This is a genomic window from Kitasatospora sp. NPDC127067, from assembly GCF_042724755.1.
In the GTDB taxonomy this organism is placed as follows: Bacteria; Actinomycetota; Actinomycetes; order Streptomycetales; family Streptomycetaceae; genus Kitasatospora; species Kitasatospora lactacystinica.
The window spans coordinates 1-24,246 of sequence record NZ_JBHXEM010000128.1 but is presented as its reverse complement, the minus strand read 5'-3'; the positions used below and the strand labels follow the sequence as shown (position 1 = coordinate 24,246).

22 protein-coding genes and 1 pseudogene are annotated in these 24,246 nt (G+C 73.6%); 12 read left to right on the top strand and 11 right to left on the bottom strand.

The window, feature by feature from the left end:
- Positions 1-458 (bottom strand): annotated as a pseudogene (locus ACFWJ4_RS34140) (LuxR family transcriptional regulator); the annotation flags it as partial.
- 159 nt (positions 459-617) lie between these two features.
- Entirely contained in the window at positions 618-1,847 is a 1,230-nt protein-coding gene (locus tag ACFWJ4_RS34135) for a hypothetical protein (protein WP_380551205.1), read from the bottom strand.
- Positions 1,848-2,194: 347 nt separating this feature from the next.
- Here ACFWJ4_RS34135 and ACFWJ4_RS34130 point away from each other — a divergent pair, with 347 nt between their 5' ends.
- The 5 genes from ACFWJ4_RS34130 (at position 2,195) to ACFWJ4_RS34110 (ending at position 8,845) form a co-directional block, all read left to right on the top strand.
- Positions 2,195-3,289: a phosphotransferase family protein gene (locus tag ACFWJ4_RS34130; RefSeq protein ID WP_380551202.1), complete on the top strand. Its 1,095-nt coding sequence runs from the start codon at positions 2,195-2,197 to the stop codon at positions 3,287-3,289.
- A 7-nt stretch (positions 3,290-3,296) separates the two neighbouring features.
- Positions 3,297-4,523: an acyl-CoA dehydrogenase family protein gene (locus ACFWJ4_RS34125; protein WP_380551199.1), complete on the top strand. Its 1,227-nt coding sequence runs from the start codon at positions 3,297-3,299 to the stop codon at positions 4,521-4,523.
- A gap of 119 nt (positions 4,524-4,642) precedes the next feature.
- On the top strand, positions 4,643-5,920 hold the full coding sequence (locus ACFWJ4_RS34120) for an alpha/beta hydrolase family protein (RefSeq protein WP_380551196.1): 1,278 nt from the start codon (positions 4,643-4,645) through the stop codon (positions 5,918-5,920).
- Positions 5,921-6,352: 432 nt separating this feature from the next.
- Positions 6,353-8,251 (top strand): putative Ig domain-containing protein, encoded by a 1,899-nt coding sequence (locus ACFWJ4_RS34115; protein ID WP_380551194.1) that lies wholly within the window; start codon positions 6,353-6,355, stop codon positions 8,249-8,251.
- 141 nt (positions 8,252-8,392) lie between these two features.
- On the top strand, positions 8,393-8,845 hold the full coding sequence (locus tag ACFWJ4_RS34110) for a hypothetical protein (RefSeq protein WP_380551191.1): 453 nt from the start codon (positions 8,393-8,395) through the stop codon (positions 8,843-8,845).
- Between the two features lie 9 nt (positions 8,846-8,854).
- Here ACFWJ4_RS34110 and ACFWJ4_RS34105 read toward each other — a convergent pair whose 3' ends face one another.
- A complete protein-coding gene (locus ACFWJ4_RS34105; RefSeq protein ID WP_359909271.1) occupies positions 8,855-9,268 on the bottom strand; it encodes a helix-turn-helix domain-containing protein in 414 nt (137 codons plus the stop codon).
- Positions 9,269-9,349: 81 nt separating this feature from the next.
- Here ACFWJ4_RS34105 and ACFWJ4_RS34100 point away from each other — a divergent pair, with 81 nt between their 5' ends.
- Positions 9,350-10,171 (top strand): NAD(P)H-binding protein, encoded by an 822-nt coding sequence (locus ACFWJ4_RS34100; RefSeq protein WP_380551188.1) that lies wholly within the window; start codon positions 9,350-9,352, stop codon positions 10,169-10,171.
- A gap of 96 nt (positions 10,172-10,267) precedes the next feature.
- Here the strand turns inward: ACFWJ4_RS34100 and ACFWJ4_RS34095 are convergent, their stop codons facing one another.
- Positions 10,268-12,535 carry a hypothetical protein gene (locus ACFWJ4_RS34095; RefSeq protein WP_380551186.1) on the bottom strand — a complete coding sequence of 756 codons (2,268 nt, stop codon included), beginning with the start codon at positions 12,533-12,535 and terminating at the stop codon, positions 10,268-10,270.
- Positions 12,536-13,092: 557 nt separating this feature from the next.
- Here ACFWJ4_RS34095 and ACFWJ4_RS34090 point away from each other — a divergent pair.
- Positions 13,093-13,467 (top strand): chaplin, encoded by a 375-nt coding sequence (locus ACFWJ4_RS34090; protein ID WP_380551183.1) that lies wholly within the window; start codon positions 13,093-13,095, stop codon positions 13,465-13,467.
- A gap of 84 nt (positions 13,468-13,551) precedes the next feature.
- Here the strand turns inward: ACFWJ4_RS34090 and ACFWJ4_RS34085 are convergent, their stop codons facing one another.
- The 3 genes from ACFWJ4_RS34085 to ACFWJ4_RS34075 are packed head-to-tail and all read right to left on the bottom strand — an operon-like array spanning position 13,552 to position 16,108.
- Positions 13,552-14,523 carry an NADPH:quinone oxidoreductase family protein gene (locus ACFWJ4_RS34085; protein ID WP_380551180.1) on the bottom strand — a complete coding sequence of 324 codons (972 nt, stop codon included), beginning with the start codon at positions 14,521-14,523 and terminating at the stop codon, positions 13,552-13,554.
- The gene (locus ACFWJ4_RS34080; protein ID WP_380551177.1) at positions 14,520-15,353 is read right to left on the bottom strand and encodes an SDR family oxidoreductase; all 834 of its coding nucleotides are present in this window, start codon (positions 15,351-15,353) and stop codon (positions 14,520-14,522) included. Before ACFWJ4_RS34080 ends, ACFWJ4_RS34085 begins: the two co-directional genes overlap by 4 nt.
- The gene (locus ACFWJ4_RS34075) at positions 15,350-16,108 is read right to left on the bottom strand and encodes an SDR family oxidoreductase (RefSeq protein ID WP_380551174.1); all 759 of its coding nucleotides are present in this window, start codon (positions 16,106-16,108) and stop codon (positions 15,350-15,352) included. The genes ACFWJ4_RS34080 and ACFWJ4_RS34075 overlap by 4 nt, the downstream gene beginning before the upstream one ends.
- Before the next feature lie 189 nt (positions 16,109-16,297).
- On the opposite strand from ACFWJ4_RS34075, the gene ACFWJ4_RS34070 reads away from it, so the two are divergent.
- From ACFWJ4_RS34070 to ACFWJ4_RS34055, 4 genes are all read left to right on the top strand, one after another.
- The gene (locus tag ACFWJ4_RS34070) at positions 16,298-16,924 is read left to right on the top strand and encodes a TetR/AcrR family transcriptional regulator (protein ID WP_380551171.1); all 627 of its coding nucleotides are present in this window, start codon (positions 16,298-16,300) and stop codon (positions 16,922-16,924) included.
- 340 nt (positions 16,925-17,264) lie between these two features.
- A complete protein-coding gene (locus tag ACFWJ4_RS34065) occupies positions 17,265-17,528 on the top strand; it encodes an ABC transporter permease (RefSeq protein ID WP_359909251.1) in 264 nt (87 codons plus the stop codon).
- Between the two features lie 18 nt (positions 17,529-17,546).
- Positions 17,547-18,329: a hypothetical protein gene (locus ACFWJ4_RS34060; protein WP_380551168.1), complete on the top strand. Its 783-nt coding sequence runs from the start codon at positions 17,547-17,549 to the stop codon at positions 18,327-18,329.
- 6 nt (positions 18,330-18,335) lie between these two features.
- Positions 18,336-19,736, top strand: a complete 1,401-nt coding sequence (locus tag ACFWJ4_RS34055; RefSeq protein ID WP_380551165.1) for a hypothetical protein — start codon at positions 18,336-18,338, stop codon at positions 19,734-19,736.
- 96 nt (positions 19,737-19,832) lie between these two features.
- Here ACFWJ4_RS34055 and ACFWJ4_RS34050 read toward each other — a convergent pair whose 3' ends face one another.
- The 4 genes from ACFWJ4_RS34050 to ACFWJ4_RS34035 all read right to left on the bottom strand — a co-directional run bounded on the left by ACFWJ4_RS34050 (position 19,833) and on the right by ACFWJ4_RS34035 (position 23,223).
- Positions 19,833-20,906: a M14 family metallopeptidase gene (locus ACFWJ4_RS34050; protein WP_380551162.1), complete on the bottom strand. Its 1,074-nt coding sequence runs from the start codon at positions 20,904-20,906 to the stop codon at positions 19,833-19,835.
- Between the two features lie 15 nt (positions 20,907-20,921).
- The gene (locus ACFWJ4_RS34045; RefSeq protein ID WP_359909239.1) at positions 20,922-21,251 is read right to left on the bottom strand and encodes a hypothetical protein; all 330 of its coding nucleotides are present in this window, start codon (positions 21,249-21,251) and stop codon (positions 20,922-20,924) included.
- 100 nt (positions 21,252-21,351) lie between these two features.
- Positions 21,352-22,074, bottom strand: coding sequence for a TetR/AcrR family transcriptional regulator (locus ACFWJ4_RS34040; RefSeq protein ID WP_380551160.1), 723 nt, complete (start codon positions 22,072-22,074; stop codon positions 21,352-21,354).
- Between the two features lie 534 nt (positions 22,075-22,608).
- On the bottom strand, positions 22,609-23,223 hold the full coding sequence (locus tag ACFWJ4_RS34035; RefSeq protein ID WP_380551157.1) for a LysE family transporter: 615 nt from the start codon (positions 23,221-23,223) through the stop codon (positions 22,609-22,611).
- A 200-nt stretch (positions 23,224-23,423) separates the two neighbouring features.
- Between ACFWJ4_RS34035 and ACFWJ4_RS34030 the strand changes: the two genes are divergently transcribed.
- Positions 23,424-24,053: a maleylpyruvate isomerase N-terminal domain-containing protein gene (locus ACFWJ4_RS34030; RefSeq protein WP_380551154.1), complete on the top strand. Its 630-nt coding sequence runs from the start codon at positions 23,424-23,426 to the stop codon at positions 24,051-24,053.
- Positions 24,054-24,246 lie beyond the last annotated feature (193 nt).

Genomic DNA, 24,246 nt, shown 5'->3' with positions numbered 1-24,246 from the left:
ACGTGGCACACCCTCAGCGCATGGCCCAGATGCCGGGCGGCGACGTCGGCGAGCTCGCGGTGGCGCTCCAGGTACGGGCCGCGGTCCGGGGCCCGCAGGAACGCCGCGCACCCCCACATGCCGCCCGCCGCGTCGAACACCGCCCGCAGCTCGTCCCCGAACCCGGCGGGCGCCACCTGCTCCCGGAACCGCACGCTCTCCCGCAGGAGCCCCCGGGTCGCCCGGCTCAGCGTCTCGGCGTGCACCCCGCTGCGCCGGATCTTGGGAAAGGTCGCGACGTCGTCCGCCCACACCTCGAGGCGCACGGCGTGCTCGAACTCGTCGAGGGCGAGGTCCTCGCTCTGCACCGAGTTCACCAGCCCGGTGGCGGGGTCCGCCGTGTGCCAGCACACCGCGTCGAACCCCAGCACCGGGCGCAGCAGTTCATCCGCCCGCCGGAAGACCTCCGAAGCCGTCAACCCCGCCCCCGCGAGCTCCCGCATCCCCTCGACCGCCGCCCGACCCGCCACCCCACGCCGCCCCATCCGGCGAAGCTAACACGCACCCGGCCCCCGCCCCCACGCCCCGAACGGCGGGGGTGCGCCTCCTCCTGTCGGAGGCCCGGCGGTCCCGTCCGGTCACTTGACCAGGCGGGACCAGTCGGCCGGCTGGGCGGGGTCGAGTTGGCGGAGCTGGTCGAGGACCTTCGGGTCCTGGGCGTCGAGCCAGTCGGCGACCTGGCGGAAGGAGACGCAGCGGACGCCCTCGCGCTTGCAGACGTTCTTCATCACGTCCTCGATGGCCTGCATGTAGATGCCGCCGTTCCAGGACTCGAAGTGGTTGCCGATGAAGAGCGGGGCGCGGCTGCCGTTGTAGACGCGTTCGAAGCCGGCCAGGTAGCTCTCGCGGGTCTCCTTCTCCCAGGTGTCGTACTTCTTGGGGTCGCCGTTGGTGGTGTTCCCGGACTGGTTGGCCAGGAAGTTGAAGTCCATCGAGAGGCTCTGGGTCGACCTGCCGGGGTAGGGGAGCATCTGCAGCGGGAAGTTCCAGATGCCCTCCTTCTTCACCGGCCAGACCTGGAACTCGCCCGGGGAGCTGGCGTCGTAGCGGAAGCCCGCCGCCTTCTCGGCCGGCAGCAGGTTCTTCTGGCCCTCCAGGCAGGGGGCGCGGCCGCCGACCAGTTCCTTGGTGTAGTCGAAGGGGAGCGGCGGGACGTCCTTGAAGCCGGTGTTGGTCTTCCAGTTGGTGACGAAGGAGACGGCCTGGTCGAGCTCGCTCTTCCACTCCTCGGTGCTCCACTCGCCGCCGCCCTTGGCGTTGCAGAAGTGCCCGTTGAAGTGGGTGCCGATCTCGTTGCCGTCCTGCCAGGCGAGGCGCAGCTGTTCCAGGGTGTCCTTGATGTGGGGGTCGGTGGCGTAGTCGATGGAGGCGTCGCCGGGCTTGTGCTGCGGTGGCTTGTAGAGCGTGCTCTTGGACTTGGGGAGGGTGTAGAGGCCGCTCAGGAAGAAGGTCATCTGGGCGTTGTTCTCGACGCCGAGTCTGCGGAAGCGGGAGAACATGCGATCGTCGCCCTCCAGCGCGCCGTCCCAGGAGAAGACGACGAACTGCGGCGGCTTCTCGCCGGGCTTGAGCTTCTCGGGCGTGGGCTGCTTGGGCTGCGGGCCGGTGTAGGAGGTGGAGCCGTCGCCGAGCACCTTGACCTGGCCGTCCCAGGTGGGAGTGGGGGTGGGGACTGGCGGTGGCGGGGCGGGGGCCTCGGTGGTGGCGCTCGGGGCGGGGCTGGACGGGGTGGTGCCGGTGGCGGCCGTGGGTCTGCTCTGCGTGCCGGAGCATCCCGTCGCCAGGGCGGAGGTCCCGAGGACCCCCATCGCCAGCAGGATGGCCGAGCCGCGAGCAGTCCTCACCGGACCCCATTTCTCTGATCTTCGATCAGGCGGTGTTCAGAAGACGATCGATGGAAGTGATCATCAGAACACTTTTGATCGACCTCTGTCGAGGCGGGGCCGGTGCGACCGCGGTGGGGGAGGGGTCGGCGGGCAACTCCCTTGTGTCGCACGGAGGATGGCGTGATGAGCAGGCCTCGCCGGCGGCCCCCGCGCCGATCGGACCCCCGGGCCGTGCGGCGCGGGGGTTCGCGGCATTGACAGGGGGCCTCCTGCGGTTGAATGCTAAGCAAGCGCTTAGTCAATGATCCGCTTCCCCGAGGAGCCGCCCGATGACCGAGACCCCCGTCGACCCGCCAGGCCTGGACCTGGCCCGCCTCCGGGCCCACCTGGACCGCGAGCTGCCCGGAATCCTCCAGGGCCAGGGAGAGGGCCAGGGGGAGGGCCAGGGCCGGGGGGAGGGCCAGGGCCAGGGCCGGGGCCGGGGGCCGTTGCGGGCCGACCTCATCGAAGGGGGCCGCTCGAACCTCACGTACGTGCTGAGCGACGGCGCCTTCCGCGCGGTCCTCCGGCGCCCGCCGCTCGGGCACGTCCTCGCCACCGCGCACGACATGGGCCGCGAGTACCGGGTGATGACCGCACTGCGCGACACCGGGGTCCCCGTCCCCCGCACCCTGCTGCTCGATCCGGACACCGACACCCTCGGCGCCCCCTGGTACCTGATGGAGTACGTCCCCGGCACCGCCCACCGGGACGCCGCCCCGCTGGCTGCCCTCGGCGAACAGCGGGTGCACGCGCTCGGGCGCAGGCTGGTCGACACCCTCGCCACCCTGCACGGGATCGACCCGGCCGCCGTCGGCCTCGCCGACTTCGGCCGCCCGGAGGGCTACCTGGAGCGCCAGCTGCGCCGCTGGTCGAAGCAGTTGGAAGCCTCCCGCAGCCGCGACCTGCCCGACCTCGACCGCCTGCGCGCCAGGCTCGCCGAGCGGCTGCCGGTCTCGCCCGCGCCCGCGCTGGTGCACGGCGACTACCGGCTCGACAACGTCCTGGTCGACGCGGACGACACCATCGCCGCCGTCCTGGACTGGGAGATGTCCACCCTCGGTGACCCGCTCACCGACGTCGGCCTGCTGGTGATGTACACCGAACTCGCCGGCGTCGGCGGCGGCATCATCCCCTCCGCCATGACCGCCCCCGGCTTCCCGAAGCCCGACGAGATCGTCTCCTCCTACGCCGACGCGACCGGGCGCCGGGCGGAGGACCTCGACTGGTACGTCGCCTTCGCCTCGTTCAAGCTCGCCGCCGTCGCCGAGGGCATCCACTTCCGCTTCCGGCAGGGCCGCACCCTGGGCGCCGGTTTCGAGCGCGCCGGCGAGATGGCCCCGATCCTCGCCCGGCACGGCCTGAGCACCCTCAAGGAGAGCTGAGAACCCTATGGACTTCGCCTACGACGCCCGGACGAACGAGCTCCGCGAGCAGCTGCTCGCCTTCATGGACGAGCACGTGCACCCCGCCGAGCCCGTCCTCGCCGCCCAGCTCGCCGCCCGACTCGCCGACCCGGTCCGCGACCGGTGGGCCGTCCCCCCGGTCGTCGCCGACCTCCAGGCCCAGGCCCGCAAGCAGGGGCTCTGGAATCTCTTCCTCCCCGGCGAACCCGGCGCCGGCCTGACCAACCTCCAGTACGCCCCGCTCGCCGAAATCACCGGCCGCAGCATCCAGTTGGCCCCGCCCGCGCTCAACTGCGCGGCGCCCGACACCGGCAACATGGAGCTGCTTGCCCAGTTCGGCAGCGCCGAGCAGCGCGAGCGCTGGCTGCGCCCGCTGCTGGACGGCGAGATCCGCTCGGCCTTCGCGATGACCGAGCCCGAGGTGGCCTCCTCGGACGCCACCAACATCGCCACCCGGATCGAGCGGGACGGCGAGGAGTACGTCGTCAACGGCCGCAAGTGGTACATCACCGGGGCGATGAACCCCGACTGCCGGATCCTCATCGTGATGGGCAGGACCGACCCGGCCGCCGAACCCCACCGGCAGCAGAGCATGGTGCTCGTGCCGCGCGACACCCCGGGCGTGACCGTGCGGCGCGGCATGACGGTCTTCGGGTACGACGACGCCGACCACGGCGGCCACGCCGAGGTGCTGTTCGAGGACGTCCGCGTCCCGGTGGAGAACCTGATCGGCGAGGAGGGCACGGGCTTCGCCATCGCCCAGGCCCGGCTCGGCCCCGGCCGCATCCACCACTGCATGCGCGCCATCGGCATCGCCGAGCGGGCGCTGGAACTGATGTGCCGCCGGGCCGACGAGCGGGTGGCGTTCGGGAAGCCGCTGGCCGAGCAGGGCGTGGTGCAGGACTGGATCGCCGAGTCCCGGGTGCGGATCGAGCAGTTGCGGCTGCTGGTGCTGAAGACCGCCTGGCTGATGGACACCGTCGGCAACCGCGGTGCGCACACCGAGATCCAGGCGATCAAGATCGCCACCCCGCGCACCGTCGAGTGGATCCTCGACAAGGCCGTCCAGGCCCACGGCGCCGCCGGCGTCAGCCAGGACACCCCGCTCGCCCAGCTCTGGGCCGGCAACCGCACCCTGCGGCTGGCCGACGGCCCCGACGAGGTGCACAAGCGCTCGCTGGCCCGGAGGGAACTGCGCAAGTACCGGCGCTGACCCGTAGGGGTGTCATACCCGGGTATTCAGGGACGTGTTGGCCCTCTGGTATGACGGCCGCGGCCCGTTCCCGACCGTAGTGTCCTGCGTGTTCGATCGATCGGAGCACGGAGGACATCATGGGCATTCCGGGACGGGCCGTGGCGGCGGTGGTGCTGGCGGCGGCAACGGCGGTGGGCACGATCGGTACGGCCGTGGGAGCGGTCGCGCCGGGGGACGCTAGCCCCGGGCGACAGGCCCGGGCCTGGCTGCCCGAGCCCAGCGGGCCGTACCCGATCGGGACCACCGCGCTGCACCTCACCGACACCGGACGGGAGGACCCCTGGCACCCCGGGCAGCGGCGCGAGCTGATGATCAGCCTCTGGTACCCGACCTCCCACCCGGCCTCCGGCGACGAGCGGGCCCCGTACATGGAGCCCGCCGCCGGCCGGCACTTCGACGGCCCGGACGGCGTCGGCCTGCTCAACTACGGCACCGAGCCCGGCCGCACCGACTGGTCGGCCATCCGCACCCACGCGCGCAAGGACGCCCCGGCACTGCCCGGCGGCCCGCGCCCGGTCGTGCTGTACTCGCCCGGCCTCGGCGACCCGCGCACCTGGGGGACGGCGCTGGTCGAGGACCTCGCCTCGCGCGGCTACGTGGTGGTCACCGTCGACCACACCTACGAGGCCTCCGAAGTCGCCTTCCCCGGCGGCGACCTGGCCACCTCGGTGCTCCCCGGCATGCTCGGTCGGCCCGGCCTGGACATCGGCGCGGTGCTGCGCAAGGCGATGGACACCCGGGTCGCCGACACCCGCTTCGTCCTGGACCGGCTCGCCGGCCTGGGCGGGCGTCCGGGCCTGCCCGCCGGGGTGGCCGGGGCCCTCGACCTCGGCCGGATCGGCATGGTCGGCCAGTCGGCGGGCGGCTTCACCGCGCTCCAGACCATGCACGACGACCCGCGGATCGCGGCCGGGATCAACATGGACGGGCAGATGCACTTCCCCGGACCCGACGGCCACACCGGCGTCCTCCTGCCCAGCGTCGCCGAGGACGGCCTGAACCGGCCGTTCCTGCTGATGGGCACCGGCGGCGAGGACTCCGGCGGCTACCGTGACCAGCCCGGCTGGAACGCCCTGTGGCAGCACAGCACCGGCTGGCACGCCGACGTCACCCTCACCGGCTCCCGCCACGGCTCGTACACCGACGCCCAGCCGCTGCTGCCGCAGCTCGCCCGCCAGGGCGTGCTCAGCGCCGAGCAGCTGCGCAAGGACGTCGGCGACATCCGCCCCGGCCGCGCCGAACTCGCCACCCGCTCCTACGTGGCGTCCTTCTTCGACCGCTGGCTGCGCGGCCAGGACGACCACCTGCTGGACGGGCCCTCGGCGCGCTTCCCCGAGGTGGCGTACGAGCGGTAGCGGGCCGGGGCGGCGGGCGGATTCCCCGCGCCGCCCCCTTCCGGACGAGCCGAGGGGGAAGGTTCCGCACGGCGCCGAATTGCCGTCGGGGGGACTCGCCACACGGCCGCTCGCGGATTTCGAAACGGCATTTCCTGTCGTATTCAGTGAATGACTACGCGCGTTGATCCCCTTTCGTCAACGTTGCTTGACCTGCTTGGACGCGCTTCTTAATCGTTCCTTACCCCGCGCCGTTGACCGGTGTTCATCAGCTCTGCTTTCCTTCTTGCCACGCAGGCGGCAAAAGGCCGACGGGCAGTCAATTCCGGGTGTGCGAATGAATTCGACCGGAACCCGACCCGACGGAATCCGCCGCCGGCCCTTCCCCCACAAAGGGATCGTTCCCGGTCCCCGAGACCGCGGACGATCGGCAGAAGAGAGGCACCCTCACCCATGGGTCACTCCCCCAGGACCGGACGCGCGAGGTACGCGGCGCTCACCGGAATAGCGTCGCTCGCGCTCGCCGCCGCCGGCTTGGCCGGCGCGGCCGGTCCGGCCTCCGCGCAGGACATCTCCGGCTCGCAGGGCAGCACCACCAACGAGTTCAACCCCTGGAGCCCGCAGGCCGGCCACCCCTACCGGCACGGCGCGGTCCCCGGCATGTCCCAGCACGAGAACTACAAGAAGTGGCTCGCCGCCCACGACCAGGCCGCGGCGACCGGTCAGCAGACGCTGTCGTACGGCGGCGGCGTCGACGGGATCGGCGTGCAGAGCGGGCACTCCAAGGTCTACCTGGTCTTCTACGGCAACCAGTGGGGCAGCCAGACCACCGACGCCGCCGGCAACGCGAAGTTCTCCAACGACTCGGCCGGTGCCGCCGGTGCCACCCAGCAGATGTTCAAGGGCATCGGCACCAACGGCGAGACCTGGTCGGCCGACATGACCCAGTGGTGCGACGGCCCCACCGTCGCCACCGGTGCCGTGAGCTGCCCGTCCGGCGCCAACTTCATCCCGTACCAGAGCGGCGGCGTCCTGTCCGGCGTCTGGTACGACAACGCGGCCGCCTCGCCGAGCCAGGCCAGCGGCAACCAACTCGCCCAGGAGGCCGTCAAGGCCGCCGGACACTTCGGCAACACCACCGCCGCCGCCAACCGGGACGCGTACTACATCGTCCTGTCGCCGCACGGCACCAACCCGGACGACTACCAGAACCCGACCACCGGGTACTGCGCCTGGCACGACTGGAACGGTGACACCACCCTCACCGGCGGTGCGGCGAGCTCGCCCTACGGCGACATCGCCTTCTCCAACCAGCCGTACAACATCGACGCGGGCTCCAACTGCGGCGTCGGCTTCGTCAACTCGCCCGGCACGCTGGACGGCTGGACGATGACCCTCGGCCACGAGTGGCACGAGATGATGTCCGACCAGAACCCGGCCGGAGGCTGGACCAACCACGTCTCCGGCAGCAGCTACAACGGCCAGGAGAACTCCGACGAGTGCGCCTGGATCCAGCCCGGCAGCACCGGCGGCGCCGCCAACATCTCCTTCGGGGCATTCGGCAGCTACGCCGAGCAGGCCAGCTGGTCCAACGACACCAACTCCTGCGCGATCTCGCACGCCATCCTGACCCACGGCAACACGGTCACCGTCACCAACCCGGGCAACCAGAGCGGCACCGTCGGCACCGCGGCCGGCCTGCAGATCAACGCCACCGACTCGGCCACCGGCCAGACGCTGGGCTACTCGGCCACCGGCCTGCCGGCCGGCCTGTCGATCAACCCCTCGACCGGCCTGATCTCCGGCACCCCGACCGCCGCCGGCACCTCCAGCGTCACGGTCACCGCCACCGACACCACCGGCGCCGCCGGCAGCACCACCTTCACCTGGACCGAGTCCACCGGCGGGGGCGGCGGCAACGCCGTCACCAACGGCGGACTGGAGACCGGCAGCCTGACCGGCTGGACCACCGCCGGCAGCACCTCCGCCACCGCTTCCGCCGCCCACGGCGGCGGCTACGGCGCCATGGTCGGCTCCACCGGCCCGACCGGGGACTCCTCGATCGCCCAGACCTTCACCGCGCCGACGGGCACCAGCAAGCTGTCCTTCTGGTACAGCAACACCTGTGACGACACCGTCGCCTACGACTGGGCCACCGCCACCCTGAAGGACAACACCACCGGCACGACCACCACGGTCCTGGCCAAGACCTGCACCACCACCGGTACCTGGACCAACAGGACGGCGACCGTCACCCCGGGCCACTCCTACACCCTCACCCTGAGCAACCACGACGACAACTACCCGGGTGACCCGACCTACACCTACTACGACGACGTGACGGTCTCCTGACCATCGCCGCGCCGAACGCACCGGGGTGGGCCCAGCGCCCGCCCCGGTGCCGTTTCCGGTCCGAGCGCCGTCCGGCGGGATCCGAACCGGCCGCCGGGGCGTCGAACCGGTACCCCCGGAACAACAGCAGGAGGAACCACCGTGAACCCGAGAAGATCCGCCGCCCCGGTACTCGCCGCCGCCCTGCTCACCCTGGCCGGCTGCGCCTCCACCGGAACGGGCCCGTCGACGCCCGCCGCCGCGTCGACCGCGTCGACCGCGCCGAGCCCGGCGACGGTCACGGTGGACGAGCACGCCGACCGCACCACCCTGAAGGCCGCCGTCGGCACGACCGTCACGCTCGCCCTCCACAGCACCTACTGGTCCGCCGCGACCAGTTCCGCCCCCGACGTCCTCGCCCCGGCGGGCCCCCCGACCACCACCCCGTCCCCGTCCTGCCGCCCCGGCGGCGGCTGCGGCACCGTCACCGCCTCCTTCACCGCCCGCGCCCCCGGCACCGCCCGCCTCACCGCGACCCGCACCAGCTGCGGCGAGGCCCTCAACTGCCCGCCCGAGCAGCGCGGCTACGAAGTCACCGTCGAGGTCACCGGGTGAGATCAGGGGCTAGCGGATCTCCGAGCCGGGGTTGGCCTCGTCCCACTGCCGCCGGGAGTCGACGATCGCGTCGTGGTGGCCGTACGACCAGTCCGCCATCGCCCGCACCAGGTGGGTCAGGCTGTGCCCGAGCGGCGTCAGCTCGTACTCCACCTGCGGCGGGACGGTCGGGTGGACGGTCCGCGAGACCAGTCCGTCGCGCTCCAGGCGGCGCACGGTCAGGGTGAGCATCCGCTGCGAGATGCCCGGCAGGGCGCGCTGCAGTTCGCGGAACCGCCTTACGCCCTGGGCGAGTTCGACGACGGTGAGGACCGACCACTTGTCGCCCAGGCGGTCCAGCAGGTCGCGGATCCCGCAGTCCACGCCGTCCTCGCACCAGACCACCGGGCGGGACGTGGTTACCGCGGTGTGCCCTGCTGACATGAATGTGCCTCCTTACGCCGGACGCCCAGGTTATCGAGGATGGTCGTGCAGCCGACGACCGATCACCCCTGGAGGAACCCCATGCTGCTCGTCACCGGAGTCAACGGAGGCCTGGGCGCGCTCGTCCTGGCGCGGCTCGCCGGCCGGGAGGGCGTCGTCGCCGGCTCGCGCACTCCCGGGGAGGTGCCGCACGGCGTCCCGGCCCGGCTGGTGGACTTCGACCGGCCGGACACCCTGGCGGAGGCCTTCGCCGGGGTGCGGACCCTGCTGCTGATCTCGGCCGGCGCCGCCGAGGACGACGTGGTGATCGCCCGGCACGGCGCCGCGATCGAGGCGGCGGAGCAGGCGGGCGTCGAGCACCTCGTCTACACCAGCCTCTCCGGCGACGGCGACCACCTGCCCTACGCCCTCGCCCACCGCTGGACGGAGCGGCGGCTGCGGGCGTCCGGCACGCTGCGCTGGACGGTGCTGCGCAACGGCCTGTACGCCGAGTTGCTGGGGGCGATCACCGCGCCCGGCCCGGACGGGGTGATCGGCGCTCCGCTCGGGGACGGGAAGCTCGCGGCGGTGGCCCGGGCGGACCTCGCGGAGGTGGCGGTGAACGTCGCCCTCTCGCCGGCCGGGCACGCGGGCCGCACCTACGAGCTGGTGGGGGAGCGGGCGGTGGGCGGCGCGGAGGTGGCCGAGGCGCTCGGCGCCGAGTACCGCCCGGGACGGCTGACCGAGGCCCGGGCGGCGGTGGCGGCCTCGGACGCGCGGGACTTCCAGGTGCCGATGGTGGTCGGCACCTACTCGGCGATCGCCCACGGCTTCCTCGCGGGCCCGGGCGGGCCGGGCGATCTCGCGGCCCTGCTCGGCCGCGAGCCCCGTCCGGCCCTGGAGGTCATCACCGAGGGGCGGTGACCACGGCGCGGGTGACCGCCGGTCGTGCGAGCCCCGACGCACGGCACCGGCCCGCGCGCTCCGCGCGGGCCGGTGCCGTCATCCTGGGGGGCTGTGTCACTCCATGGGCCGGGTGCCCTGGTCCGCGCTGCCGGCCTGCGGGCGGCGCCTGCGGTTGGCGGTGCGGAGCACGGGGACGCCCGCGGCGAGCAGGAGCGCACCCGCCGTGCCGATGAGGGTCAGGTTTCCGGCACCGGTCTCGGGCAGTTGGCCGTGCGGCGGGTGGGGCTGGCCGGAGGGGTGGCCGGAGGGGTGGTGCGAGGGCGACGGAGAAGGAATGTGGGAGGGAGACGGCGAGGGCGAGGGGGACGGGGCCGACTGGGGCGGCGTGGCCGTGACCCGCGCCGTGGCGGGGCCCGACGTGACCGTGGTGGAGCCGGGCCCGGTGGCGGTGGCCACCGCGGTGTTGTCGATGTGCCCCTGGCGCAGGTCGGCCGCGGTGACGGTGTAGGTGCCCGTGCAGGTCGTCGACCCGCCGGGCGCCAGCGGCCCGGTGGGGCAGGTGAGGGTCGGGGCGGTGCCGGAGCCGGAGAACGCGGTGTCGGCGACGGTGATGCCGGTGAGGGTGACGTTGCCGCTGTTGGTGGCCACCAGGGTGTAGGTGACGGTCTGGCCGGCGGCGGTCACCGTGGCCGGGGACGCCCACTTGGCGAGGGTGAGCGCCGGGGACTGGGTCAGCGTCACGGTGGCGGTGGCGGGGGGCGAGGTGACCGGGGGCCCGGAGGGCGGGGTGCCGGTCGCGGTGGCGGTGTTGGTGATCGTCCCGGCGTCGATGTCGGCCTGGGTGACGGTGTAGGTGGCCGTGCAGGTGATCGACGCTCCCGGCTCCAGGGTCGTCGACGGGCAGGTGATCACGGGCGGGGTGCCCTTGCCGGAGAAGGAGGTGTCCGTCACCGACAGGCCCGTCAGGGTGACGTTGCCGGTGTTGGTGACCACGTAGGAGTAGTCGAGGACCTGGCCGGGGGTGAGGGTGGCGACCACGGTGTTGCGCCGGTTGTTGCCGCCGCCGTTGTTGCCCCCGCCGTTGTGGCCCCCGCCCCCGCCCCCGCCGCCGCCGGCGACGGACACGGTCTTGTCGAGGGTGAGCGCGGCCGGAGGGCCGGTCACGGTGGCGGTGGCGGGCGGTGAGGTGACCGGGGGCCCGGAGGGCGGGGTGCCGGTCGCGGTGGCGGTGTTGGTGATCGTCCCGGCGGTGACGTCGGCCTGGGTGACGGTGTAGGTGGCCGAGCAGGTGAAACTCGCGCCGACGGGCAGGATGGCCGACGGGCAGGAGATCGCGGGCGGGGTGCCCGTGCCGGAGAACGAGGTGTCGGTGACGCCGATGTCCGTCAGGTCGACGTTCCCGGTGTTGGTCACCGTGAAGTAGTAGATGAGGGTCTCGCCGACGGCGATGGTGGTCATCAGGGTGTTGCGCCGGTTGTTGCCGCCGCTGCCGCCCCCGCCGGAGGTGATGGCGATCTTGTCGAGGGCCAGGCCGGCCTGGTTCTGCGGCGAGGTCACTGTCGCTGTGGCGGGCCCTGAGGTGACCGGGGGCCCGGAGGGCGGGGTGCCGGTCGCGGTGGCGGTGTTGGTGATCGACCCGGCGGCCACGTCGGCCTGCGTCACCGTGTACGAGCCGGTGCAGATCATCGACTCGCCCGGCGGCAGCGTGGTCGCCGGGCAGGAGATCACGGGCGGGGTGCCCGTGCCGGAGAAGGAGGTGTCCGTCACCGACACCCCCGTCAGCGTGACGTTCCCGGTGTTCGTCACGTCGTACGTGTAGGAGATCGTCTGATCGACCGTCAACGTGGTCACGGAGGTCGAGCGTCGGCTGTTGGTGCCGCCGCCGTTGTTCCCACCCCCGTTGTTCCCGCCCCCGCCGTTGCCTCCGGACGGTGCCCCGGCCTTCTGCAGGGAGATCGCGGCGCTCTGGATGGCGGCCAGGGTGGCGGTGGCGCCGGGCGCGGTGACCGTGGATCCGGTGGACGTCCGACCGGTGGCGGTGCCGATGCTCGTGACGCCGCCCGCGTCGATGTCCGCCTGGGTCACGGTGTACGGGGCGGTGCAGGTCGTCGCGGAGCCGGGGGCGAGGTCGCTCCCCTGGCAGGAGACCACCAGCGGGCCCGCGGTGCCGCTGAAGGACGTGGTGGCGACCGTGACTCCGGTGAGCGGCTCGTCACCGTTGTTCGTGACCACGAAGGAGAAGGTCGCGTTCTCGCCGACCGCGTTGACGGTCGTCGGGGAGACCGACTGGGAGAGCGACAGCGAGGGCGACTGCGCCGAGGCCGTCCCGGCCAGGGGGAAGCCGGTGACGGACACGGTCGCCACGGCCGCCGCGGTCGTCAACGCCATCAGGGTCCGGCGAAGGACCCGCCGGGTCCTCGGAGCCCCGGAGGGCGGTCCGGACTCCCCCGGGTCGTGCGGTGGCCGGGTTGTGCGGACTCTCATGCGGGTACTCCCAGGTCGACGTGAGCACCGGCGCCCGAACACTGGCGCGGCGGGTGGGAAGGCTTTGACGGTGTGAAACGCGAGCCGCGCATCCGTTCGCCGGAGGCACCCGGGCCGACCAGGTCGAACGTCTACGCACCATGTCGCCGCACGCCTGCCGCCTCGGCAGCGGACATGCACGGTCACTTATCGCCCCGGGCAGCGCCGCGCGGCATCGTGAAACGCCCGAAAGGCACCTGTTCGGTTGCCGTACGTCACCTCTCCGGCCGACGTCCCGCAGGCGGGCCGTGCTCCCGGGACGCCGGCCTCACCCGGTTCGGACGGCGGGGACCGTCCGGTTCTGGTCCGATCGGGGATGGGACTCCTGCATCGGTGGTGGATCGGGCCTGCAACCGGGTGACCGTGCGGGCGGGGCTGCCCCATGACGCCCGGGCCGACCGGCTACCCCTTCCGCCATGACCAACACCAGCAAGTACCTGCTCGCCGGCGGCCTCACGGTCGCGCTGGCCGTCCTCTCCACGGGCCCCGCGGCCGCGGGCCACGACGAGGGCGCCGGACACGGCGAGTCCGGATACACCCTGCCCTCGGGCGCGTGCGTCAACGCGCACGGCGACGCCGACGCCGACGGCATCGCCGCGGCATCCCCGGGCGTGCTGTCCGGCAACCTGATCCAGATCCCCGTCAACCTCCAGGCCAACGTCTGCGGCAACTCCATCGACATCGTCGGCCTGCTCAACCCGGCAGGCGGCGGGGGCGGCGGCGGTAACAACGGCGGTGGCAACAACGGGGGCGGCAACAACGGCGGCGGCAGCAGCGGGGGCAACAGCTAGGAGCGCGCCGGCGTCGATCGGGGCGAGGCCACAGCCGACGGGCTGTGGCCTCGCCCCGTGTCGCGGTCCGGGCCGCGCGGCGGGTCAGTCGCCGAGGACGGCGATCCGCCCGGTGCTGTGCCCGGAGGCGACGAGCCGGACGGCGTCCGGGGCGGCGGCCAGCGGCACCCGGGCGCTCACCAGGGGGCGGACGGCGCCCTGCTCGGCGAGTCTGCCGAGCTCGTCGTGGGCGGTGCGGACGGCACGCGGGTCGTGAGTGTTGTAGAGGCCCCAGTGCAGGCCCAGGATCGAGTAGTTCTTCACCAGGGCGTGGTTGAGCGCCGGGGCGGGGATCTGCCCGGCGGCGAAGCCGACGACCACGATCCGGCCCTCGAAGGCGATGCACCGGGTGGAGCCGGTGTAGGCCTCGCCGCCGACCGGGTCGAAGACCACGTCCGCGCCGCGTCCGCCGGTGGCCTCCTTGACGGCGGCGACGAAGTCCCGCTCCCGGCGGTCCACCACCAGGTCCGCGCCGAGCGCCCGCGCCGCCTCCGCCTTCGACGGCCCGCCGACCACGGCGATCACCCGTGCCCCGGCGGCCCGGCCGAGCTGGACCGCCGCGCTGCCGACGCCGCCGGCGGCCGCGTGCACCAGCAGGGTCTCGCCGGCCCGCAGCCGGGCCCGGCGGTGCAGCGCGAACCAGGCGGTCTGGTAGCCGATGTGCAGGGCGGCGGCCTCGGCGTCGTCCAGCACCTCGGGCGCCGGGAACGCGGCGGCGGCGTCCAGCAGCGCGTACTCGGCGAAGGCGCCGTGCGGCAGCACCGGGTTGCCGATCAGCCGCTCGCCCCGCCGGGCGCCGTCCACCACCTCGCCGCACAGTTCCACGCCGGGCGTGAACGGCAGCGGTGGGCGGACCTGGTACTGCCCGCGCACCATCAGCGCGTCCGGGAAGTTGACGGCGGCCGCCCGTACCCGCACCAGCAGCTGCCCCGGGCCGGGTACCGGCCGCGCGAGGTCCTCGACCAGCCGCATCACCTCGGCGGGCTCACCGAGCTCGTCAACCTGCCAGGCCCTCACAGCAGTTCACTCCTCTCCAGCCCCTGCTGGAGCCGGTTCATCCCGGTGAGCCAGCGGTCCGGCGCGGTGGCCCGGGCGCGGCAGTAGTCGGCGACCTCGGGGTGCGGCAGGAGCAGGAAGCGCTCCGCGCGCATCCCGTCCAGGGCCGCCTCGGCGACGTCCGCCGGGTCGAGCGCGGTCGGGGCCAGCAGCGCCTCGCCGACCGCGCCGGTGGAGGCGAGCAGATCGGTGCGCACGCCCTGCGGGCAGAGCGCGTGCACCCGCAGGCCCCGGTGGCGGTAGGTCGCGGAGAGCCATTCGGCGAACGCCAGCGCGCCGTGCTTGGTCACCGAGTACGGGGCCGAGCCCAGCATGGTGAGCAGCCCGGCGGCGGAGACGGTGGCCAGGAACCGGCCCTCGCCGCGCTCCAGCCAGCGGGGGAGCAGCAGTTCGGCGGCCCGGACGTGGGCCATGACGTTGACCTCCCAGGCGCTCGTCCAGGCCGCGGCGGGCGCGTCCGCGCCGCCCACCGGGGCGACGCCCGCGTTGGCGCACCACACGTCGATCTCGCCGAGTTCGGCGCGGGCCCGGCCGACCAGGTCGGCGATCCCCTCGGCGGAGGCGGCGTCCCCGGGCAGTGCGGTGCCCGCGCACTCCTTCGCGACGGCGTGGGCGGCCCCGGCGTCCAGGTCGTTGACCGCCACCCGGGCGCCGGCCGCGGCGAAGGCCCGGGCCAGCGCGGCGCCGATGCCCCGGCCGCCGCCGGTCACCACCACGCCCCGGCCGTCGAACGCCCGGCTGTCGGACGTCCCGCTGTCGGATGTCCGGCCGTCGACGTCCCCGGGGGTCACATCCCACCGCCGAGGGTGACCCCGCCGTCCACGACCAGGGTCTGGCCGGTGATCCAGCCGGCGTCCGGGGAGAGCAGGAAGGCGACGGCGCCGGCGATGTCCTCGGGGACGCCGAGGCGGCCGAGCGGGTAGGCCCTGGCGACCTTCTCCTCGCGGCCCTCGTACAGGGCCTCGGCGAATTTGGTCTTGACCACGGCGGGGGCGACGGCGTTGACCCGGATGCCCTGCGGGCCCAGTTCGGCGGCGAGTTCGGTGGTGAGCCGGATCAGCGCGGCCTTGCTGACGCCGTACATGCCGATCCCGAGCGAGGAGCGGATGCCGGCGATGGAGGCGACGTTGACGACGGAGCCGCCGTGCTCGCCCATCCAGGCGGCGTGCGCGCGGCGGGTCCAGGCCAGCGGGGCGAGCACGTTGACGGCGAGGATCTTGGCGGCGGCGGCCTCGTCGGTGTCCAGGACCGGCCCGTACACCGGGTTGATGCCGGTGTTGTTGACGAGGTGGTCGAGCCGCCCGAAGGCCTCCAGGGTGCGGGTGACGGCCTCCTCCTGGTGCGCCGGGTCGTCGGCCTTGCCCGCGACGGCGATCGCGTTGTCCGGGCCGCCCAGGTCGCGGACGGCCTCGGCGAGCGGTTCCGGGTTGCGGGCGGTGAGGCAGACCTTGGCCCCGCGGTCGACCAGCTCGCGGGCGATGCCGAGGCCGATGCCCCGGCTCGACCCGGTGACGACGGCCACCCGGCCCTTGAAGGAGTGCACCACGGAGCGTCCTGCCTTTCGTGCGAGGATCTCTGCCAGCAGCTGACTAAGCGCTTGCTCAGCATGCTGTCGGTGCGGGAGCCTGTCAACACTCCGCCGACCGCCCACCCCCGGCCCGAGCGGTGGCCGACGGTCGGGCCGGGCGGGCGGTCGGAGGGAAAGCGTGTACGAGTTCTCTGGGAGGATGACGCCATGACCAGCACCCCGCTCGCCGACCTCTGGCCGACCCTGCCCGGCGCCGACGCCCGCCCCGAAGCGGCGTACCGGCTGCTCCAGGCCGCCGTCGAGTCGTTCGCGGAGCGCGGCTTCCACGCCACCACGACCCGGGACATCGCCACCGCGGCGGGGATGAGCCCGGCGGCGCTGTACATCCACTACCAGTCGAAGGCCGCACTGCTGGCCGAGATCAGCCGGGCCGGGCACGCCGCCACGCTGACCCTGGTCCGGAACGCGGCGGCCGGCGAGGGCGGCCCGGCCGAACGGATGCGGCGGCTGGTCGAGCAGTTCACCGCCTGGCACGCCCGGGCCCGGACGGTCGGCCGGGTGGTCAACTACGAGCTGCACGCGCTGCCCGAGGACGCCTACGCGGTGGTCGCGGCGCTGCGCCTGGACATCGAGCGCGAGGTCAGCACGCTGATCGGGGCCGGTGTGGCGACGGGGGACTTCCAGGTGGCGGAGGTGCGCACGGCGGCTCGCGCGGTCACCTCGCTGGGCATCGACGTCTCCCGCTGGTACACCGACAATTCGACCGAGACGCCGGAGGAACTCGGGCGCCGCTACGGCGAGTTGGTGCTGCGGATGCTCGGCGCCCGGGTCTGACGCGGGAGGCGGCCCGGTCCGCCCTTGACCTGCTCACGGAGTGCGAGCAGACTCGTATACGAAGTACGTGTGCCTCGTAGGCGTACAGCGCAGGGACGGGATGCGGACGACCCGCGATCCCCTCCCGGCCGCACTCCCACCGCAGCTCCGACGCTGCGGATCGAAGCAGATCACCTCCCGCGGCGATCCCGCCCCCGACCGGCGGTGCCGAAGGGAGCAGACCAGACCCCGACCCGGGCCGGCCCGGCCGGGTCGTGCCGCCGCCACGCGCGGCGGCACGGGAACGGCGCGCGCCGCGTCGCGGCACGGCCCGGGCGGTTGGAGAAGGGGAGGCGCAGTGATGCCCTTCCGGCAAACGAATCCGGTCCGGCCCCGCTTCTGGCTGGAGACGGCCCTCGGCGGACTGTCCGGACTACTGTTCCTGCTCACCCTGGTGTGGCCGCAGTGGATCGAGACGCTCCTCGGCATCGACCCGGACGCCGGCAGCGGTGCGGCGGAGTGGCTCGTGGTCGCACTGGCGGCCGCCGTCACCGCCGCCTGCCTGCTCGGCGCGCGGATCGAGTGGCGTCGGGCGCACCCTTCCTCGGCCCGCGCGGTGCGGTGAGCGGAGAGGAGGACCGTCATGACTGACATGCCACCCGTCGCGCACGAGGAGCTCACCGAACTCGTCCGGCGGGCGCCGCTGAGCTTCGTCGGCACGGTCACCCGGGTCGGCGGCACCTCGCTCGCGGCCGTCCCGGCCGAGGCCAGGAACGACCGGACGGCCGTGGTCAGGGTGGACCAGGTGCTGCACGCGCCGGAAGCGTTCCGGCAGCTCGCGGGAAATGAGGTCACCGTCCAACTGTCGCCCGACGCGGGTCCGATGGGCGTCGGCGAGCAGGCCGCGTTCTTCACCCAGGGCATGGTGTACGGGGAGGGCCTGGGCGTCACCGAGGTGGGCCGGCTGCCCGCCGAGGCCGTCCAGCACCACGTGTCGCTCGCCGCCACCACGGCCGACGAACAGCCGTTCAGCTCGGTGCAGCGGGAGATCCGCCACCAGGATCTGGCCGCGCACGCCGCGGAGGCGGACGCCGTGGTCGTCGGCACGGTGGTCGGCCTGGAACGGGCCGGCGGTGCCGACCGCGCCGACCGCCGGTCCGAGCACTCGCCGGACTGGTGGCGGGCGGCGATCGCCGTCACCCAGGTCGAGAGCGGCCGGGTGAACGACGCGACCCTCGCCGTGCTGTACCCCAACAGCCGCGACGCCCACTACTACCGGGTGCCCAAGCCCAAGGCCGGCCAGGAGGGGCTGTGGCTCCTGCACGCCACCCAGGACGACCAGCGCGAGCTCGCCCCGTACGAACTGATCCACCCCGAGGACTACCAGCCGGTGCACAAGCTCGCCGTGCTGCGCGAACGGAGGTGAGCCGACATGCCCACCCTCAAGGTCGTCAACATCACCCCGAAGGCGCTGAGCGGCACCGCGACCCAGGACTCCGAGCCGTTTCTCGCGGTCAACCCCGAGACGCCCACCGAGATGGTCGCGACCGCCTTCACCCCCGACCCGATGGGCGGTCCGCTCGCCCCGGTCTACGTGTCCACGGACGGCGGCGACAGCTGGGTGCTGCACGCCATCGTCCCCGGCGCCGCGCCGGATCTGGGTACCGCCGACATCACGGTGGCCTTCGCGGCCCGGGGCGGTGCCCTGTACGCGGGCATACTGAACGGCCTGGCCGCACTGCACCGGCCCAGGCCGATCACCAGGATGCAGATCCTTCGAACGCCGGGCATCGCCTCGACCGCGCCCATGGAGATCCTGGTGAGCCGGGACCAGGAGGACCAGCCGTGGGTCATCGCCGACACCGTGACGGCCGGCGGCGCCGACCGGGACCGGGTCTACGTCGGCAACAACGGTCCGGGCCCGCGGACCGCCGTCGTGGACGTCTCGGGCGACGCGCGGACGGCGCCCGCACCGGCCGGATTCGTGCCCACGGTGATCGAGCAGCGTGATCCGGCGAGTCAGGACGGGCCGCCGGTGCGCCTCGCCGTGCACCCCGACGGCACCGTCTACGCGGCGTTCGAGAGCTGGCGGACCAATGACCAGGGCGACCCGATCACCAACGTCACCTTCGACGTCGTGGTGAGCCGGGACGACGACGGGGGCGTCGGCGCCCACCCGTTCCAGGACCTCAAGGACGCCACCGACAGCGTCCCCGGGCAGCGGGTAGCGACCGACCGCTTCGTCGCGTTCAACTCGACCATGGGGCAGGAACGGCTCGGCGGCGACCTCACGATCGCGGTGGACCCGACCGACGCCGACCGCGTCTGGATCGCCTGGTGCGACCGCGTGGGCGGCCCGGGCGGTGTCGACAACACCCTGCACGTCCGGCACTCGCAGGACCGCGGCCAGACCTGGCGGAAGGTGCGCGACGACGTCACCGACGCCAAGAACCCGTCGCTGGCCGTCAACGAGGACGGTCTGGTGGGCTTGGTCTACCAGCGGTTCGCCAGGAACCAGTGGACGACGATCCTGGAGGTCACCGCCGACAACTGGAGCACCGCGCCGGAGTCCGACGTCCTGCACCAGGCGCCCGCGAACGTGCCCCGTGCCGCGGGACTGCCCTTCCTCGGTGACTACATCCGGATGCTCGCGGTCGGGAAGGACTTCTACGGCGTCTTCGCCGGCAACAACACGCCGGACCGGGCCAACTTCCCGGTGGGCGTGACGTACCAGCGCAACGCCAACTTCACCGTCCACCAACTGCTCAGCACCGACGGCGTGACCCGGGTGCCGCCGTCCATCGACCCGTTCTTCTTCCACCGGGCCGCCTGAGCGTTCCACCGGGCCGCCCGAGCGCGCGCCCGGGGCGCCCGCCACGAAGGGTCGTGGCGGGCGCCCCGCTGTCGGGCACTGTGGTTCGGGGGTTGTTCAGGTGGTGGCCAGGCAGAGCTGAACCAGCCCGGCGTCCACGTCGCGGATGATCTGTTCCATCTCCGCCCACCGCGGGTGGAACTCGGTGCCCCACTCGACGGTGAAGCCGAGCACCTTGCCCTGGTCCGGGTCGGCGAAGTTGCGGGAGTAGACGTAGTCGTCGCTGGTCCCGCTGGTCGGGTACAGGTGGAAGCCGCTCATCGGCTTGTACGACAGGCCGCGCACGCCGTTGACGCCCTTGCAGAACGCCTCGGCGAGCAGCACGGCGGTGTCCTCGTCGTCCTTGGGGATGTACTCGGCGTACGTGAGGTCGCCGGGCAGGCCGCGCTTGCCGTCGTAGTCGGAGTTGCGGAAGTTCATGTCGGGGTCGACCGACTGGTTCTCGTCGTCGCCCCAGTTGTAGAGCATGTCCTGCGAGTAGCTGTGCACGTCGACGAACCACCGGGTCAGCGGGAGCTGGTCCAGCAGCCACTGGACGTTGCGGGTCTCCGGCTCGGAGAACGGGCTCGGGCCGGCGTAGACCTGCCGGTCGCACGGGTCGTTCGACACCTGGGGGTTGGCGGCCGGGTCGAAGGCGGTGACGAAGTCGAAGAGGAAGTCGTAGTTGCGGTTGAGGTCGACGCCGACGCAGTCCGGGGCCGGGTTGCCGCCGGCGTTCGCCGGGTTGCGGTTCTTGCGCCACATGGGCCGGACGGTCTGGCTGTAGTGCCGGCCGTCGGGGTTGACCAGAGGGTAGAGCACCAGGTCGAGCCGCTGGAGCAGGCCGCTGACCTGACCGGCGGTGAAGGCGGTGCCGCCGTAGCCGAGGCCGGTGCCGTCCCGGTGGGCTTCCAGCAGGTCGGCGGCGAGGTGGACGAGGATCTCGCAGCTGCCCCATTCACGGGCGTGGACGCCCCCGATCATCATGACGCACGGCTTGGGGTCCGCCGCGGGTTCGCTGATCAGCAGGGCGTGGGCGGTGCGGCCCTCGAACGAGGGCTCGGGCAGGGTGACGAGTTGGGTCAGGTCGGGGAAGGCGGTGGCCAGGCTGGTCACGGCGGACTCGACCTCGGTGACGTTCAGGTACGGCATGGGGGGCCTCCCGGGTCAGCCGGAGAGCTTGGCGGCCAGGCCGCGCGGGACGGCGTCGGCGGGGGCGAAGCGGTCGCCGCTGCCGACCTCGGCCTGGGCGGCGCGCCCGGCCTCGCTGGCGTTGCCGGTCATGGTGACCGTGACGCCCTCGCGTTCGAGGGCTGGGATCCGGTCGGCCGGGACGTAGACGTCGATGCCGATGCGGCCGTCCTCCTCGACGTGCGGGCGTCCGCCGACGTCGGGGCGGGTGTCGCGCAGCAGCGCGCGCAGGGTCTCCGGGTCCTTGGCGGTGACGCGGAGGCGCAGGATGTCGTCAGGGGGTGATGTGTCGGGTGCGGAGGACATGGGGACTTCTTCCGGGCGCCGTCAGCGGGCTGCCGCGGTGGTGCCGGGCGGCGCGGCGGCGCCGATAGGAGCGGATATGTCCGACGTGTACCTCGTATCCTCAGGATCCGCCGTCACGGTAGAAGTCGTCAAGGGGCGGCTCGGGCATCCCGTCGAGCAGGCTGTCCAGGCCGCTCAGCATCTCGGCCTCGTGGTCGAAGTCGGCGAACCGGGGCACCAGGGCGCGCAGCCTGGGGTAGTCGGCGGCGGGCAGCCGGTGCAGGCCGAGCCGCAGGGCCGGGTCCGGCTCGCTCGGGTTGTCGACCACCTGGCGCTTGTCCACCAGCAGGCAGCCGAGGTTCCAGGCGACGAAGGTGCGGTAGACGGTCAGCGCGCCGGCGTCGTCGAAGCCGGCCCGGCCGAGCACGGCCAGGATGTGCTCGGTGAGGTCCAGCACCGAGGCCGGGCGGCGGGCCACCGGGACGGCCAGCGGGCGGGTCGCGACCAGCGGCAGGATCTCGGGGTGGGCGTGCGCGGTGGCGGCGAACGCCCGGGCGATCCGGCGCAGTTCGGCGCGCCAGCCGTCCGGGTGGGAACCGCCGGTGGAGCCGGCCCGCAGCCGGGCGTTGATCTCGTCGAAGTAGGCCTCGACCAGGCCGTCGATCAGGGCCTCCTTGCCCGGGGTGTAGCGGTACAGGGCCATCGACTCCACGCCGAGCTCGGCCGCGAGCCTGCGCATGGTCAGCGCGGCCAGGCCCTCGCGGTCGACCAGGGCCACGGCGGCGCCCAGCACCAGCGGGCGGCTCAGCCGGCCCCGCTTCTCGGGGGCGTCCTGCTCGGCCATCTCCGCACTCCTCCGGGTCGGTGGCGGCGTTCCCGGTCGCGCCCGGGCCGTTCGGACGGTTCGGCGGACCGGCCGTGGCGCGGGGCCCGCTGCCTGGGCTGGGGGTTCGGCGTTTTCGGCGGATGTCACTCAGCGGATACAGAACCAGGATACAAGGTAGGAATCGGACGTAAACGGGTCAGCGGGATTTGCCGGCCGATTCGCCGATCCCGCTGGTCAGCCGACCGGCGGTGGAGCGGCGAGGGTGGCGGGCACGGCGACCGGGGCGGCGGGGTCGGTTGCGGAGGGTGGCCGACGCGGCGGCGGCGGACCGGCCCCGCGGAACTCGGTGAACGGCGGTGACCGGGCATGGGGCGGGGCATCGGGCGGCGGCTCGGTGACCAGGACGGCCGAGCCGGGTGCGGTGCGTAGTCGGGAGGTGGGCGGCGGCCGGTGGGGGAGTGGTGCCGGGCGGGCGGTGGCGGGCGGGGCGGGGTGCGGGCCGCCGCCCCGGGACCCGCGCCCCGGACTCAGCCCCGGATTCAGCCCCGGGACTCAGTCGAGCAGCAGCCGGACGGCGAGGGCGGCGACGAGGGCGGCCGAGCCGAGCGCGGTGAGCAGCCGGCCGCGCGGGCCGGTCAGCGCCCGGCCGAGCAGCGCGCCGCCGGAGGCCAGCAGCAGTTGCCAGCAGGCCGAGGCCGTAAAGGCGCCGACGGTGAAGGCGGCCCGGGCCGGCGTGCCCTCCTGGCTGCCGCCGCCGAGCACCAGGGCGGCGAAGTAGAGCACGGTGAGCGGGTTGAGCAGGGTGATGCCCAGCAGGGCGAGGAAGGCCCGGGCGGGGGTGGGCGGCGCGGCCCGCGGTCCGGCGGTGGTGCCGGGGCGGCCGCGCAGCGCGGTGACGGCCGTCCGGGCGGCCAGGGCCAGCAGCACCAGGGCGGAGACGATCCGCAGCGGCCGGGCGACCGGTTCGAGCAGCGGTGCCAGGCCGGTGCCGCCGGCCGCGGCGAGCAGCGCGTAGAGCCCGTCCGCGGTGGCCACCCCGAGCGCGGCGCAGGCGCCGGTGCGCAGCGAGGTGCGCGCGGTGAGCGACACCAGGTAGGCCCCGACGGCCCCCATCGGGACGGCCACGCCGAGCCCGGCGAGCAGCCCGGCGACCAGCGCGGCCCTCATGGGCGGGCGGCGTCGGGCCTCCGGGGACGGCCGGGCTGCTGTCGGCCCGGGGCCGGGTGGGCGGCGGGCGCGGGCAGCGGGCGGGCGGCGGAGTCGGTCATGGACCGATGGTGACGGCCCGGGGAGGGGGCGGCAAACGGTTTTCCGGGAGCCCGGGATAGCGTGGGGAGACCCCGTGATCACCGTCCTGAGGAGAGCCGATGAGCAGTCAGAACGACCCGGTGCGCGCGCTGTTGGCGGAGGCCTGGGTGTCCTGGGCGGAGCGGGGCGCGGCCCTGGCCGCCGAGGACTGGGAGCGGTCCACTCGGCTGCCCGGGTGGACCGTACGGGAGTTGTACGCGCACGTGGCGCCGGTGCCGGAGATGTTCACCGGGCTGCGCGCGGCCGTCCTGGACGGGCGGCCCGAGGTGCTGGACGGGGCCGGCATCCTGCGTGTCTACAACCGGCCCGGCGGCATCGCCCACACCGCCGCCGACCAGGTCGCCGAGGCGGCGAAGCAGGTCGCCGAGGTGGCCGAACCCGCCGTGCTGATCGCCCGGTTCGGCGTCGAGGGGCCGGCCGCGCTGGACGGCCTCGCGGACCTTCCGCCGGGCACCGCGGTGGCGCACCCGTTGCTCGGCAGCGTGACGGTCGGAGCGCTCGGCGAGGTGGCGCTGATGGAGGCGACCGTCCACCTGCTCGACCTGGTCGCGGCCGTCGGCGGCCCGCCGCCCGCCGAGGGGGCGCTGGACTTCACCCGTGCGCTGCTGGCGCGGGTCGCCGACCCGGTGGACTTCATCGAGGCGGCGACCGGCCGCGGCGCGGCGGCGGTGCTGCCGGTGGTCCGGTAGGGCGCCGGGCCGGCCGTTCGCCGAGGGGGTCCCCCGCCGGGCCGGTCCCCCGAGGGGTCGGCCGCCGGGTGAGGCGTATGCGTCTCATGTCATGAGCCTTTCAAAGGTGCCGGTTTGCTGTCACTCTGCTGCTCCCGGCCCGATCCCCACGAGAGGCTCCGATGAAAAGACTCCTGCCTGCCCTGACCGGCGC